The organism is Methylobacterium sp. 77, from assembly GCF_000372825.1.
GTDB lineage: Bacteria > Pseudomonadota > Alphaproteobacteria > Rhizobiales > Beijerinckiaceae > Methylobacterium.
This window is the reverse complement of record NZ_KB910516.1, coordinates 1,137,005-1,149,443: the sequence shown is the minus strand read 5'-3', so window position 1 is coordinate 1,149,443 and position 12,439 is coordinate 1,137,005. Positions and strand designations below refer to the sequence as shown.

Genomic DNA, 12,439 nt, shown 5'->3' with positions numbered 1-12,439 from the left:
GGCGCACCATTCACGCGAGGGCGGGCAAGTCAAGGCAGGCGGGCAAGACCGGCGGGCAAGGCAGGCAGGCCGGGCGAGGCGATCCCGATCGCGCCGGAGTGTATTCGCGGAGTGTCGCACGAGGCCGCGCCGATGCGGGTGAGGGGCTCTGAGGCCTTTCGGAAACGGGGCGGAATCCCCATATCAATCCCATGAATTCGAACGCTTTTTTCGACATTCTGAACGAGGCCGCCAGCGCTTCCGCGCGAGCTGGGGCCGCCGCTGACCGGGGCGAGAGCCGGGACGGCGCATGGCGGGCCCTGCCGCTCGCAGGCCGGTTCGAGATCGTCTACGAGGATTCCCGTGGCGTCTGGAGCACCCGCTTCCTCGACGCGCGGGAATTGAGGCTCGGGCCGGGCCGGACGCTGCTGGGCGGCATCGCCCTCGGCGGGGACCCTGCGCGCCGCGGCGGCTATCGCGGCTTCCGGGTCGACCGCATCCGCCGCCTCGCGGAGGAGGGCGGGCCGCGGATGAAGGCCGGCATCCTCGACTGGCTACTCGCCCGTGCCGAAGCGCAGAGGCGCGAGCGCGCCGCCCTGGTGCGCGACCTCGCTCGACGGAACCGGCCCCGGACGCGCGCCGCCTGACGAGGAATTCGGAACGGGGATTCGGGGCAGGGATTCGGGGATAGTCGCGCGCGGCTGCCGGATACGATCTCGCCTGACGCGTCAACCTCCGATATAGCCGGCTGTCATGGAACTCATCGCTACCACGCCGGCCCTCGCCGAGGCCTGCAGCCGTTTCGCCGCGCAGCCCTTCGTCACCGTCGACACGGAGTTCATGCGCGAGACGACCTACTACCCCAAGCTCTGCCTCATCCAGATGGCGGGGCCGGACGGGTCGGGCGTGCTCGTCGACCCGCTCGCGCCCGAGATCGACCTCGCGCCGTTCTTCGCGCTGATGGCCGATGAAGGCGTGGTCAAGGTGTTCCACTCGGCGCGCCAGGATCTCGAGATCATCTGGCTGCTCGGCGGCCTGCTGCCGCACCCCTTCTTCGACACGCAGGTCGCCGCCATGGTCTGCGGCTACGGCGATTCGGTCTCCTACGAGCAATTGGTCAACGACGTCGCCAAGGCCAAGATCGACAAGTCCTCGCGCTTCACCGACTGGTCGCGCCGCCCGCTCTCCGATGCGCAGTCGAGCTATGCGCTCTCGGACGTGACCCATCTCGTGACGATCTACGAGGTTCTGGCCGGCAAGCTGCTCTCCACCGATCGCGGCGAATGGCTCGACGAGGAGATGAGCGTCCTGACCTCGCCGGACACCTACAAGGCCGACCCGGCCGAGGCGTGGCGCCGGTTGTCCGGCCGCATGCGCAAGCCGCGCGAGATCGCGGTGCTGATGGAGGTGGCAGCCTGGCGCGAGCGCGAGGCGCAGAACCGCAACGTGCCGCGCGGGCGCATCCTCAAGGACGAGGCAGTGATCGACATCGCCACCTCGGCCCCCCGCAACGTCGAGGCCCTGGGCCGCCTGCGCTCGATCCCCGCCGGATTCGAGCGCTCACGCACGGGCGCCGACATCCTCGCGGCGGTCGAGCGCGGTTTCGCGCGCGATTCCTCCGATATCGCCCTGCCCGAGCGCAGCCGGGGCCGGGGTGGCAACGGCGCCGTGGTGGAACTGCTGAAGGTGCTGCTGAAGGCGGTCTGCGAGGCCGAGCGCGTGGCGCCCAAGATCGTCGCCACCATGGACGATCTGGAGGCCATCGCCGAGGATGACGAGGCCGACATCGCCGTCCTGCACGGCTGGCGCCGGACCCTGTTCGGCGAGAAGGCCCTCGCCCTCAAGGCCGGCCGCCTCGCCCTGTCGGCCGAGAATGGCCGGGTCGTGGTGCGCGCGCTGGATTGATCCGGGCACCAAGCGGGTCGGCCTCACCCTTACGGTGGGGAGCGATCCGCTCATGCTCCGGTCTGGTTGAGGAGTGCGCTCCGGCGGTGCGACCCGCGGTACTCTCAATTCGCCTTCGCGCTCACGTCCAGCCGGTCGAGCACGGCGCCCGGCGTCGGCGCCGCGCTGAATTCGAGCATGCCGATTCCCCCGGCATTCTTCGCCTTGGCGCTCACGACGAGGGTGCCGGGCTTGGTCACGAACTGCCCCATGGCCGTGCCGATGGCCTTGGCGCCCGCCGAATTGCCGAGGATCGCCGGCACCCCGAACGTGGTCGCCGTCACGTATTCCTGGGTCAGTTCCTCCGGCTTGAGGCTCAGGCTCTTCGATTGCGAGGCGATGAAGCGCTCGAACAGGCCGGTATTCTCGATCCGCAGGTCGAGGGCCTTGGCCGTCGCGCCCAGCATGGCGAAGGTCGAGACGCTCGGATCGGGATCGAACACGGCCGGGCCGATGCCTCCGAGCGTGCCGTTGATCCTCACGCTGCCCATGTCCTTGCCCGACACCGAGACCTCGCTGACGGAGAGTTCCTTGGCGGCCTCGTTCCAGGCGGTGTCGGCCACCACGTCGAGGTCGAGGTCGCGGTAGCCATAGGCACCGAGCGAGCCGAGCCCGGGAATCCCGGCCACCACCGAGGCGGGGAGGGTGAGACCCGAGAGGTTGGCCCGGCCGGTGGTGGGCACGCCGTCGCGGAGCGGCCCGAAGGCGAGGGCGCCGTCGCGCAGGCCGATATGCAGGGGGGCCGTCGCGGCCGTCGGCGCAAGCGGATCGCGCGGTGCCGCCAGCGGCCGGGCGCCGGGCCTGTCGGTGCCGGCCGGCTTCTCGTCCGGCGGCAGGGCGAGGCTCAGATCCTTGAAGGCCAGCGTGCCGAGCACCGGCGTCATCCGCCGGAGATCCTGCTCGGACGGGTCGCCGGGCTGCACAGACAGCTTGCGCAGGGCCGCCACGGTGGGAGCGAGCGAGAAGCCCGAGAGGCTCAGGCGGGCGAGCTTCGCGCTGGTCTCGCCCACATGGAATCCGAGATCCTCCATGCTGAGGCCGCCGGAGGAGAGCGCCAGTCGCCCCATCGCGATCGAGACGGGCTCGCCGTCCTTGGTCTGGCTGATGGTGAGGCCGCTGGCCTGGAACGAGCCGATGGAGAAGCCGTCGAACAGGTCGGCCAGCACGCCGAGGATCCGCGCCTTGTCGGCGGGGTCGGCATGGGCCGGGTCCGTCTGGGTCACCGCGTCGAGCGCGCCGGTCCAGGTCGCCGGAATCTGGCGGCCGCTGAGGTCGGTGCCCTCGATGCGCGCCAGCTTCACCACGGTGCCGTCGGCCTCCATCAGGGTGTCGGAGACCGAGAACGCGCCGTAGAGGCGCATCATCGGGCTCTTGGCGTCCCCCGCCTCGCCGTAGAGGCGCGCCATCGCGGCGAGATCGACGTCCCGCATCTCCATGCGGCCGTAGCTGGCGCTGCGCCTGGCCTCGCCGCCCGCCTCGGCCGCCGTCGCTCCGGCGGCGGTCGCCTGAGCGATGCGGCCGCCCCGCACGTCCTTGGCGGTGACGTCGCGATAGGTCGCGGTCTGGGCCTTGGTACCGATCCGGGTCTCGGAGCGCAGTTCGGGAATGACGATGCTCGCGGCATCGAATTTGGAGAGCCGCGCGGCGAGGGGCTCGGGGCCGCCCTTCAGCAGGGCGAGGAGGTCGTCCTTGGTCAGCCGCGTGCCGCTGACGATGATCTGGGGCGCGGTGAGGACCGTGCCGCCCACCGTCATCGTCACGTTCTGGAGCGTGACGTCCTGCACGGCCGAGGCCGCTTCCTGCGCCGTGGCCGGCAGGGGGGCGAGCGGGCCGCCGCCCCCGAGGACGAGGAGGGCGCAGACCGACAGGCCAGCCGCCCGCACGAGGAAAGGACGGCCGTGTGGGACGATCATGAGCGGATCCGGGGCGCTACGAAAAAAGGCGCTTCGTGCAACGGTGCCGCGCCGAACCGCATCCGTGCCGCAGTTTCCGCGGCGAGGCAATCGTGGGCCGGACGCCGCATCGCTGCGACCGGATCGAGATGACCGCGACCGGCGCAAGACGGTTCAAAGCGAGAACGACGTGCCGCAGCCGCAGGAGGAGGTCACCTGCGGGTTCTCGATCTTGAAGGCTTGGCCGATCAGGTCGTTGGCGAAATCGATCGTCGATCCGCTCATGTATTCGAGCGAGACGGGGTCGACGAGGACGGTGGCGCCGTCCCGCTCGATCACCAGATCGTCTTCGGCGCGCGCGCGCGTGATGTCGAAGGCGTAGGAAAAGCCCGAGCAGCCGCCGCCGTTTACGCTGATCCGAAGGGAGGCGCCGGGAGGCTCCGTCCCCATGATCTCGTTGATGCGCTTGGCCGCGCGGGGCGTCAGAATGATGTCGGCCATCGTGGTGCTCTCGGGGTTCTCGTCGATTGCCAGACGCGCTAGCCCAAACAAGATATGCGCCGTAGAGACGCGCTGCAACGCGGCAAGCGTTCGGTGTGAGCATGACACGCATCTGGCACGAGGACAGCGGTCGGGATGACGGGTTCGGGAGGTGACGTGCGGCACAGGGGCGAACGTTGGCGGGCCCGCTACGCCACCGATCCGGCGGCCACGCGCGGGCGGCTGATCCCGGAGGCGATCTCGCCGACGCGCAGCGATTTCCAGCGCGACCGCGACCGGATCATCCATTCGGCCGCTTTCCGCCGCCTCAAGCACAAGACCCAGGTCTTCGTGCATCACGAGGGCGACCATTACCGCACCCGGCTGACCCACACCCTCGAAGTCAGCCAGATCGCCCGCGCGCTCGCCCGCGCCCTCGGTCTCGACGAGGATCTCGCCGAGGCGCTGGCGCTGTCCCACGACCTCGGCCACACCTGTTTCGGGCATACCGGCGAGGACGCGCTCGATGCCCTGATGAATCGCCATGGCGGGTTCGACCACAATGCCCAGGCCCTGCGGATCGTGACCCGTCTCGAGCGGCGCTACGCCGGGTTCGACGGGCTGAACCTCGCCTGGGAGACGCTCGAGGGCCTCGTCAAGCATAACGGCCCGCTGCTCACGGCGGAGGGGTATCCGACCCCGCGCTGGGCCGGGCGCGGCATTCCCGCCGCCATCCTCGAATACGACGCGCAGAACGCCCTCGACCTCGCCCGTTTCGCCGGACCGGAGGCGCAGGCGGCGGCGCTGGCCGACGACATCGCCTATGACAGCCACGACCTCGATGACGGCCTGCGGGCCGGGCTGTTCGAACTCTCCGATCTCGACGAAGTCCCGTTCCTCAGGGATATCCTCGACGAGATCGACGCGCTGCACCCGAACCTCGAGGAATCGCGAAAGATCCACGAACTGGCGCGGCGCGTGATCACCCGCTTCGTCGAGGACGTGATCGCCGAGAGCACCCGGCGGATCGCGGCCCTTGCGCCGGAGAGCGTCGCCGACATCCGCGCCGCCGCCGCACCGGTCATCGCCTTCTCGCCGGCCCTGGAGGAGGCGGATGCGACGACCAAGCGCTTCCTCTACGCGCGGATGTACCGCCATCCGAGCGTGCTGGCAGTGAGGGCGAAGGCCGACATCATCGTGGCGGACCTGTTCGACGCCTTCACCCGCGATCCCGCGACGATGCCCGAGGAATGGCGAGCCGGGCTCGACCGCGCCGAGGAAGGCCGCATCGCCCGCCGGGTCGCCGACTACATCGCCGGCATGACGGATACCTACGCCGTGCTCGCCCACAAGCGCCTGTTTCCGACGACGCCGGACCTGCACTGGAGCCCTGAGAGCCGGGGTCTGCCGCTGGCGGAGGGGTAGGGCGGAAGCACCCCAACCGTGACTCCCCCGCCCGCCCTTGCTATGCCGCGCGCTTGAGACCGGAAGGCCCCGGTGCCGGCCGGCGCAGCGGAATTTTTGAAACGCACATGAACATCTTCGCCACCTTCGAGGCGCGCGTGCGCGAGGCGCTCGAGAGCCTGATCCGGTCCGGGACGCTGCCCGAGGGGCTCGATCTCTCGCGCGTGGTGGTCGAGCCGCCGCGCGACGCGTCCCATGGCGATCTCGCCACCAACGCCGCCCTGGTCCTCGCCAAGGACGCGAAGACCAATCCGAAGGCACTCGGCGAGGCCCTGGCGGCGGAGCTCCGGCAGGATCCCCGCGTGGTCGAGGCGAGCGTCGCCGGCCCCGGCTTCATCAACCTTCGCCTGACACCCGCGATCTATCACGAGGTCGTGCGCGCGGCGTTAGCCGAGGGCGCCGAGTACGGCCGCGCCCGCATGCCCGGCGGCAAGGTCAATATCGAGTACGTCTCGGCCAACCCCACCGGGCCGATGCATGTGGGCCATGGCCGCGGAGCCGTGTTCGGCGATGCCCTCGCCAACCTGCTCGTGGCGGGCGGGCGGGACGTGACCCGCGAATACTACATCAACGATGCCGGCGCGCAGGTGGATGTCCTCGCCCGCTCCGCCTATCGGCGCTACCGCGAGGCGCTCGGCGAAGAGGTGGGCCCGGTCCCCGAAGGCCTCTATCCCGGCGATTACCTCGTGCCGGTGGGCCGGTCCCTGGCCGAGCGGCACGGCCGCGCCCTCCTCGGCAAGCCCGAGGCCGAGTGGCTCGCGACGGTGCGGAGCGAGGCGATCGCCGCGATGATGGACCTGATCCGGGGCGACCTCGCCCGGCTCGGCATCCATCACGACGTGTTCTTCTCCGAGGCCACGCTGAAGGACGCGGTGCCCGTCCTCCTGGCGGAACTCCGCGCCAAGGGCCTCGTCTACGAGGGCCGGCTGCCGCCGCCGAAGGGCCAGCTGCCCGAGGATTGGGAAGACCGCGAGCAGACCCTGTTCCGCACGGTGGAGTTCGGCGACGACGTCGACCGGCCGCTGCTGAAATCGGACGGCTCGTTCACCTACTTCGCCTCCGACATCGCCTATCACCGCGACAAGATCGCCCGCGGCGCCACCGACCTCATCGACGTGCTCGGCGCCGATCACGGCGGCTACGTCAAGCGCATGCAGGCGGCGGTGAAGGCGGTGAGCGGGGGGCAAGCCACCCTCGACGTGAAGCTGTGCCAGCTGGTGCGGCTGCTGCGTGCCGGCGAGCCGGTGAAGATGTCGAAGCGCGCCGGCGAGTTCATCACGCTGGCCGAGGTGGTCGACGAGGTCGGCCGCGACGCGATCCGCTTCATGATGCTGTACCGCAAGAACGACGCGACCCTGGATTTCGACCTCGCCAAGGTGGTCGAGCAATCCAAGGACAACCCCGTCTTCTACGTGCAATACGCCCATGCCCGCTGCGCCTCGGTGTTCCGGCAGGCGCGCGAGGCCATGCCGGGCGAGGACTTCTCCGTCGCCGGCCTCGCCGACGACGACCTGACGCTGCTCGCGGATTCCGCGGAGATCGAGATCATGCGCCTCATCGCCCAATACCCGCGGGTGATCGAAGCGGCGGCCTCGGCGCACGAGCCACACCGTGTGGCATTCTACCTCTACGAACTCGCAAGTTCCCTCCATGGTTTCTGGAACAAAGGCAAAGACTTGCCGCAATTACGGTTTATTAATCTAAACGACCGAAACTCGACACGGGCAAGACTGGCCCTCGTGGAGGCTTTGAGAGGCGTCGTCGCCTCCGGCCTCGCGGTCTTGGGTGTCACCGCGCCGGATGAAATGCGGTGAGGTGATCTCGGCGTGAAGAGGAATGCTGCCATGACGACGAACGCTTCGCGAGCGCATGTCGATTTCGACGCCTTCGCGCGTGAGTTGCAGCCCACGCCGGTTCCCCAGCCGCAGGCTCAGCCGACGGTGAAACCCGACCCCCTGGCCGAGCTCGCCCGCATCGTCGGCCAGGATGATCCCTTCCGCGCGCTGCTCGAGGCGCGGGATTCCCGCGCCGCCCCCGAGCCGCAGAATCAGGGCGGGCAGATTCAGGCAGGACACGTTCAGGCAGGACGCAGGGAGCCGAGTTTCTACGAGGAGGCCCCGGCGCCCGCTCCGCAGGCCTACGCCGCCGCGCCCTCGGTCTATGCCCAGCATCCCCAGCATCAGATGGCGCCGGACCCGCATGCTCCGCTCTCGGCCCATCCGGCGGATGCGTTCGACCAGTATCTCGCCTCCGTCGATCACGGCGCCTATGCCGATGCGGCCCACGATCCTCACGGCTCCGAGGCCTTCGCGCCGGAGCAGGAGGACCGCCTCAACCGTGCGGCCGAGCGTCCGCGCCAGCGCAGCCGCCTCGTCTCCGTGGGTGCCGGCCTCGGCGTGCTGGCGGTCTGTGTCACCGGCGCCCTGACATGGCGGACCCTGCATTCGGGCGCGAGCGACGGCACCGTGCCGACGATCATGGCCGACAAGGCCCCGCTGAAGATCGCGCCCCAGAAGGCGGACGGCGTCGAGATTCCCGATCAGAACAAGCAGATCTACGACCGCAACGCCAAGGACGGCCAGATTCGCATCGTCAACCGCGAGGAGCAGCCGGTCGACGTGGCGCAGGCCGCCCGGTCGGCCCAGCGCGCCGGGGAGGGGGGAGCCACCCCCGCGACGGGGCAGGCCGGCAATACCGGCCCTCTCACCGACACGTTCGGCGAGCCGCGCCGGGTGCGCACCGTGTCGGTGAAGCCCGATACCCCGCCGCCGCCGCCGCAGCGCGAGGCCACCGCTCCCCAATCCGTGATCCCGACCATGACCCTGCCGGGCGATACCGGCGGCTCCACCAACGGATCGATGCATCCCCGCGTCGGCAAGCTGCCCGCGTCGACCCCCGCTCCCGTCGTCGAGGCCTCGGCGCCGGAGCCGACCGTGCCCGCTCCCGCACCGGCCCCTCGCGTGAAGGCTCCGCAGCGCGTCGCCGCCGTCGCCCCCGACGCGACCTCCGCTCTGCCCGCGCCGACGCCGACCGTCACCGCCTCGACGGCGCCGGTCAGCGGCTACTCGGTCCAGCTCGGCGTGCGCACCAGCGAGGCCGAGGCGCAATCCGCGTTCAAGCAGATGCAGGGCAAGTTCAGTCAGCTCTCCGGCAAGCCCGCCCTGATCCGTCAGGCCGAAGTCAGCGGCAAGACGATCTACCGCGTCCGCGTCGGACCCCTGGCCAAGGCCGAGGCCACCACCCTCTGCACCGAGTTGCAGGGCGCCGGCGGCCAGTGCTTCGTCGCCAAGAATTGAGTGCGCGAACCGAAACCCCGAGAATCGAGCGTGCGACTCCAAGCCCATTGAGCGCGCGAACCAGATCCGCTTGAGCGAAGCGACGGCCTCCACGGAGGTCGTCGCCGTATCCAACGTCCCTGACGCCGTCGTCGAGGCCGCCCGTGTGGGAGTCTTCGAGGAAGCGGGGCGAGCAGGGCGTCCGTCACGTCGAGCCGAGCATCGCCCCGAATCGAGCATCACGCCCATGACCACTCGCGCCCTGATCCTTGGCTGTGCCGGACGGACCCTCTCGGACGAGGAAGCCGCGTTCTTCCGCGACGCGCAGCCCTGGGGCTTCATCCTGTTCAAGCGCAATATCGGCTCGCCGGACGAGGTGAGGGCGCTCACCGATGCGCTGCGCGCCACGGTCGGCCGCGCCGATGCGCCGATCCTGATCGACCAGGAGGGCGGACGGGTCCAGCGCATGGGCCCGCCGCATTGGCCGTCCTACCCGGCCGGCGCCCGTTTCGGCCGCCTCAACGGGTCGGGCGAGGCCATGGCCCGCCTCGGCGCGCGGCTGATGGCGCACGATCTCGCCTCCGTCGGCATCAACGTCGATTGCGCGCCCGTCCTCGACGTGCCGGTGGCGGGAGCCCACGACATCATCGGCGACCGCGCCTACGGCACCGATCCGCAGACCGTCATCGCCCTCGGGCGCGCGGTGGCCGAGGGGCTGATGGAGGGCGGCGTCCTCCCCGTGATCAAGCACATTCCCGGGCACGGTCGCGCCGCCTGCGACAGCCACATGGACCTGCCGGTGGTGGAGGCCGAGGGCGTCAGTCTCGCCGCCCACGACTTCGTCCCCTTCCGGGCGCTCGCCGACCTGCCGATGGCGATGAGCGCGCATGTGGTCTACGCCGCCCTCGATCCGCATCACCCCGCCACCCAGTCGAGCGTGGTGATCGGCCAGGTGATCCGCGGCCTGATCGGCTTCGACGGCCTGCTGATGACCGACGACCTCTCGATGAAGGCCCTCGACGGCACCTTCCGCGAGAAGGCCGAGAAGGCCTTCGCCGCCGGCATCGACGTCGCGCTCCATTGCAACGGCGACGCGGAGGAGATGCGCGCCGTCGTCGCGGGCTCCCCGGTCCTGGCCGGCGAAGCGCTGCGCCGGGCAGAGGCCGCTCTCGCCCGGCTCGCCCCGCACGCCGAGTTCGACGTGGCCGAGGCGCGCTCGCGCTTCGAGGCGGCACTCTCCGCGCACGCCTAAAGCATCATCCCGAAAAGGGGGGCGGTTTTCGGAAACGAAGCCGGAGAGTTGTGGCGGGCGCTCTCCCGTGACGGTCTTCCGCCACGCCCATGGTGCACAGCACAATTGTCTCATCGGGCTCAAATGCCATGAGGCGATGTCGCGCAGTTCTTGTGTTCGACCCCCGCCATCCTTAGGTTCCCGGCAATCTCTCGGAAGTGGCGTCGCTGGGCGAAGCGACCGCGTGAGCGCAGGAGTTTGCCATGGGCAGCATGAGTATCTGGCACTGGATCATCGTCGCGGGCATCGTGATGCTGCTGTTCGGGCGCGGCAAGATCTCGGACCTGATGGGCGACGTCGCCAAGGGCATCAAGGCCTTCAAGAAGGGCATGGCCGAGGACGAGACCCCCGCCGGACAGGCCGCCCCCGCCGTTCCGCCGCCGAGCAACGGCGAGCCGGTGCGCACGCTGCCCCACCAGGGCGAGCCCGCCACGGCGAGCCATGTGGCGACCGACCGCAAGGTCGTCTGAGGGAAACCGTCCGGACAGGCATCGGCCTTGCGCAAACTTATGCTAGGCCGCCGGCCGTGACGAGGCACAGGCCATCGGCCGCGGGACGAGCGACGCCATGTTCGACATGAGTTGGGGCGAGGTGATGCTGATCGGCGGCGTCGCCCTCATCGTCATCGGCCCGAAGGACCTGCCCAAGGCCCTGCGCACGGTCGGCCAGATCACGGGCAAGATGCGCCGCATGGCCGGCGAGTTCCACGCGCAGTTCAACGAGGCGATCCGCGAGGCCGAGTTCGACGAGGTCCGTCGCGAGGTCGACGGCATCAAGCGCTCCGCGAGCACGATGGGACCGAGCTTCAACCCGGTCCAGACCATCCGCGACGAGATCCGCGGCGCCGTGGACGGCCGCGCCCAGCCGAGCACGCAGCCCCTGGCCAACGTGGCCGCCAAGCTCGCCGAGGACGATCCGCCGGCCACGTCCGAACCAGTCTCACCGGACGCGGTCTCGCCCGAGCCGCCGCCGCCGCCGGTCCATGCCCTGCCGGACCTTCCGCCTCGTGCTCCCGCGCCGCCTGCCGAAGCCTCCTCCGCGCCCTTGCTGAAGCCGGAAGACGCTAAGCCGACCGAAACCAAGCTTCCCGAGCCCGGCGCCACCTCATGATCGATCCGGTCGACGAATCCGAGGTCGAGGCGTCGCGCGCGCCGCTCCTCGATCACCTGATCGAATTGCGCTCGCGGCTGATCAAGTCGCTCGCGGCGTTCGTGGTGATGTTCTTCGCGTGCTTCTTCGTCTCGCGGCACATCTACAACATCCTGCTCCATCCCTACGTCTCGGTGGTCGGGCCGGAGAAGGCGCAGCTCATCGCGACGCATTTCCTCGAGCAGGTCTTCACCAACATCAAGCTCAGCGTGTTCGGCGCGGCCTTCCTCGCCTTCCCGGTCATCGCGACGCAGATCTACGCCTTCGTGGCGCCGGGCCTCTACCGCAACGAGCGTCAGGCCTTCCTGCCCTACCTCGTCGCCACGCCGATCTTCTTCGTGCTCGGCGCGCTGGTGGTGTTCTTCCTGGCGATGCCGCTGCTGATCCAGTTCTCGGTGAGCCTGCAGCAGGTCGGCCAACCGGGGGAGGCGACGATCTCGCTGCTGCCAAAGGTGGACGAGTATCTCTCGCTCATCATGACGCTGATCTTCGCCTTTGGCCTGGCGTTCCAGCTGCCGGTGATCCTCACCCTGCTCGGCCAGATCGGCGTGATCGACACCGCCTTCCTGCGCGAGAAGCGCCGCTACGCCATCGTCCTCGTCTTCGTGGCCGCGGCGATTCTGACCCCGCCCGACGTGATCTCGCAGCTCTCGCTGGCCCTGCCGATGCTCCTGCTCTACGAGGCCTCGATCTTCTCGGTCGCCCGCGTCGAGCGCCGCCGCAAGGCCATGCGCGCGGCCGAAGGGCTGGAACCGTAGTCGCTCCATAAGCCCCACCCGCATGCCTCATCCTGAGGTGCCGCGTGAGCGGCCTCGAAGGAGGCTTCCAGTCCGCTCCGTGGTCTCTGGGGGCCTCCTTCGAGGCCTTCGCCGGTGCTTCGGCATCTCAGGATGAGGTGGTGGGCTGGGCGGAGGCCATATCGGCCCGGCCTTGTCGGGGGTGCCCCGATGCTGCAAAGCGTCCGC

At 69.7% G+C, this 12,439-nt stretch carries 11 protein-coding genes; 9 read left to right on the top strand and 2 right to left on the bottom strand.

Annotated elements, in window-relative coordinates; all coding sequences use genetic code 11:
- Positions 1–191: 191 nt before the first annotated feature.
- Complete coding sequence (locus A3OK_RS0105340; RefSeq protein WP_019903906.1) at positions 192–626, top strand: hypothetical protein; 435 nt, start codon at positions 192–194, stop codon at positions 624–626.
- Between the two features lie 106 nt (positions 627–732).
- Positions 733–1,884 carry a ribonuclease D gene (rnd, locus tag A3OK_RS0105335; RefSeq protein WP_019903905.1) on the top strand — a complete coding sequence of 384 codons (1,152 nt, stop codon included), beginning with the start codon at positions 733–735 and terminating at the stop codon, positions 1,882–1,884.
- Positions 1,885–1,988: 104 nt separating this feature from the next.
- Here the strand turns inward: rnd and A3OK_RS0105330 are convergent, their stop codons facing one another.
- Together A3OK_RS0105330 and A3OK_RS0105325 are read right to left on the bottom strand one after the other, a co-directional pair.
- Positions 1,989–3,836, bottom strand: coding sequence for a hypothetical protein (locus A3OK_RS0105330; RefSeq protein WP_019903904.1), 1,848 nt, complete (start codon positions 3,834–3,836; stop codon positions 1,989–1,991).
- 153 nt (positions 3,837–3,989) lie between these two features.
- Positions 3,990–4,316: an iron-sulfur cluster assembly accessory protein gene (locus A3OK_RS0105325; protein WP_019903903.1), complete on the bottom strand. Its 327-nt coding sequence runs from the start codon at positions 4,314–4,316 to the stop codon at positions 3,990–3,992.
- A gap of 135 nt (positions 4,317–4,451) precedes the next feature.
- Between A3OK_RS0105325 and A3OK_RS0105320 the strand changes: the two genes are divergently transcribed.
- The 7 genes from A3OK_RS0105320 to tatC all read left to right on the top strand — a co-directional run bounded on the left by A3OK_RS0105320 (position 4,452) and on the right by tatC (position 12,232).
- A complete protein-coding gene (locus A3OK_RS0105320) occupies positions 4,452–5,720 on the top strand; it encodes a deoxyguanosinetriphosphate triphosphohydrolase (RefSeq protein WP_019903902.1) in 1,269 nt (422 codons plus the stop codon).
- 107 nt (positions 5,721–5,827) lie between these two features.
- Complete coding sequence (argS, locus tag A3OK_RS0105315; protein ID WP_019903901.1) at positions 5,828–7,573, top strand: arginine--tRNA ligase; 1,746 nt, start codon at positions 5,828–5,830, stop codon at positions 7,571–7,573.
- Between the two features lie 30 nt (positions 7,574–7,603).
- Positions 7,604–9,055 (top strand): SPOR domain-containing protein, encoded by a 1,452-nt coding sequence (locus A3OK_RS0105310; RefSeq protein WP_019903900.1) that lies wholly within the window; start codon positions 7,604–7,606, stop codon positions 9,053–9,055.
- Between the two features lie 226 nt (positions 9,056–9,281).
- A complete protein-coding gene (gene nagZ / locus A3OK_RS0105305) occupies positions 9,282–10,286 on the top strand; it encodes a beta-N-acetylhexosaminidase (RefSeq protein WP_019903899.1) in 1,005 nt (334 codons plus the stop codon).
- A gap of 242 nt (positions 10,287–10,528) precedes the next feature.
- Positions 10,529–10,795, top strand: a complete 267-nt coding sequence (locus tag A3OK_RS0105300; RefSeq protein ID WP_019903898.1) for a twin-arginine translocase TatA/TatE family subunit — start codon at positions 10,529–10,531, stop codon at positions 10,793–10,795.
- Between the two features lie 97 nt (positions 10,796–10,892).
- Positions 10,893–11,435, top strand: coding sequence for a Sec-independent protein translocase protein TatB (gene tatB / locus A3OK_RS23485; RefSeq protein ID WP_019903897.1), 543 nt, complete (start codon positions 10,893–10,895; stop codon positions 11,433–11,435).
- Positions 11,432–12,232: a twin-arginine translocase subunit TatC gene (tatC, locus tag A3OK_RS0105290; protein ID WP_019903896.1), complete on the top strand. Its 801-nt coding sequence runs from the start codon at positions 11,432–11,434 to the stop codon at positions 12,230–12,232. Before tatB ends, tatC begins: the two co-directional genes overlap by 4 nt.
- Positions 12,233–12,439 lie beyond the last annotated feature (207 nt).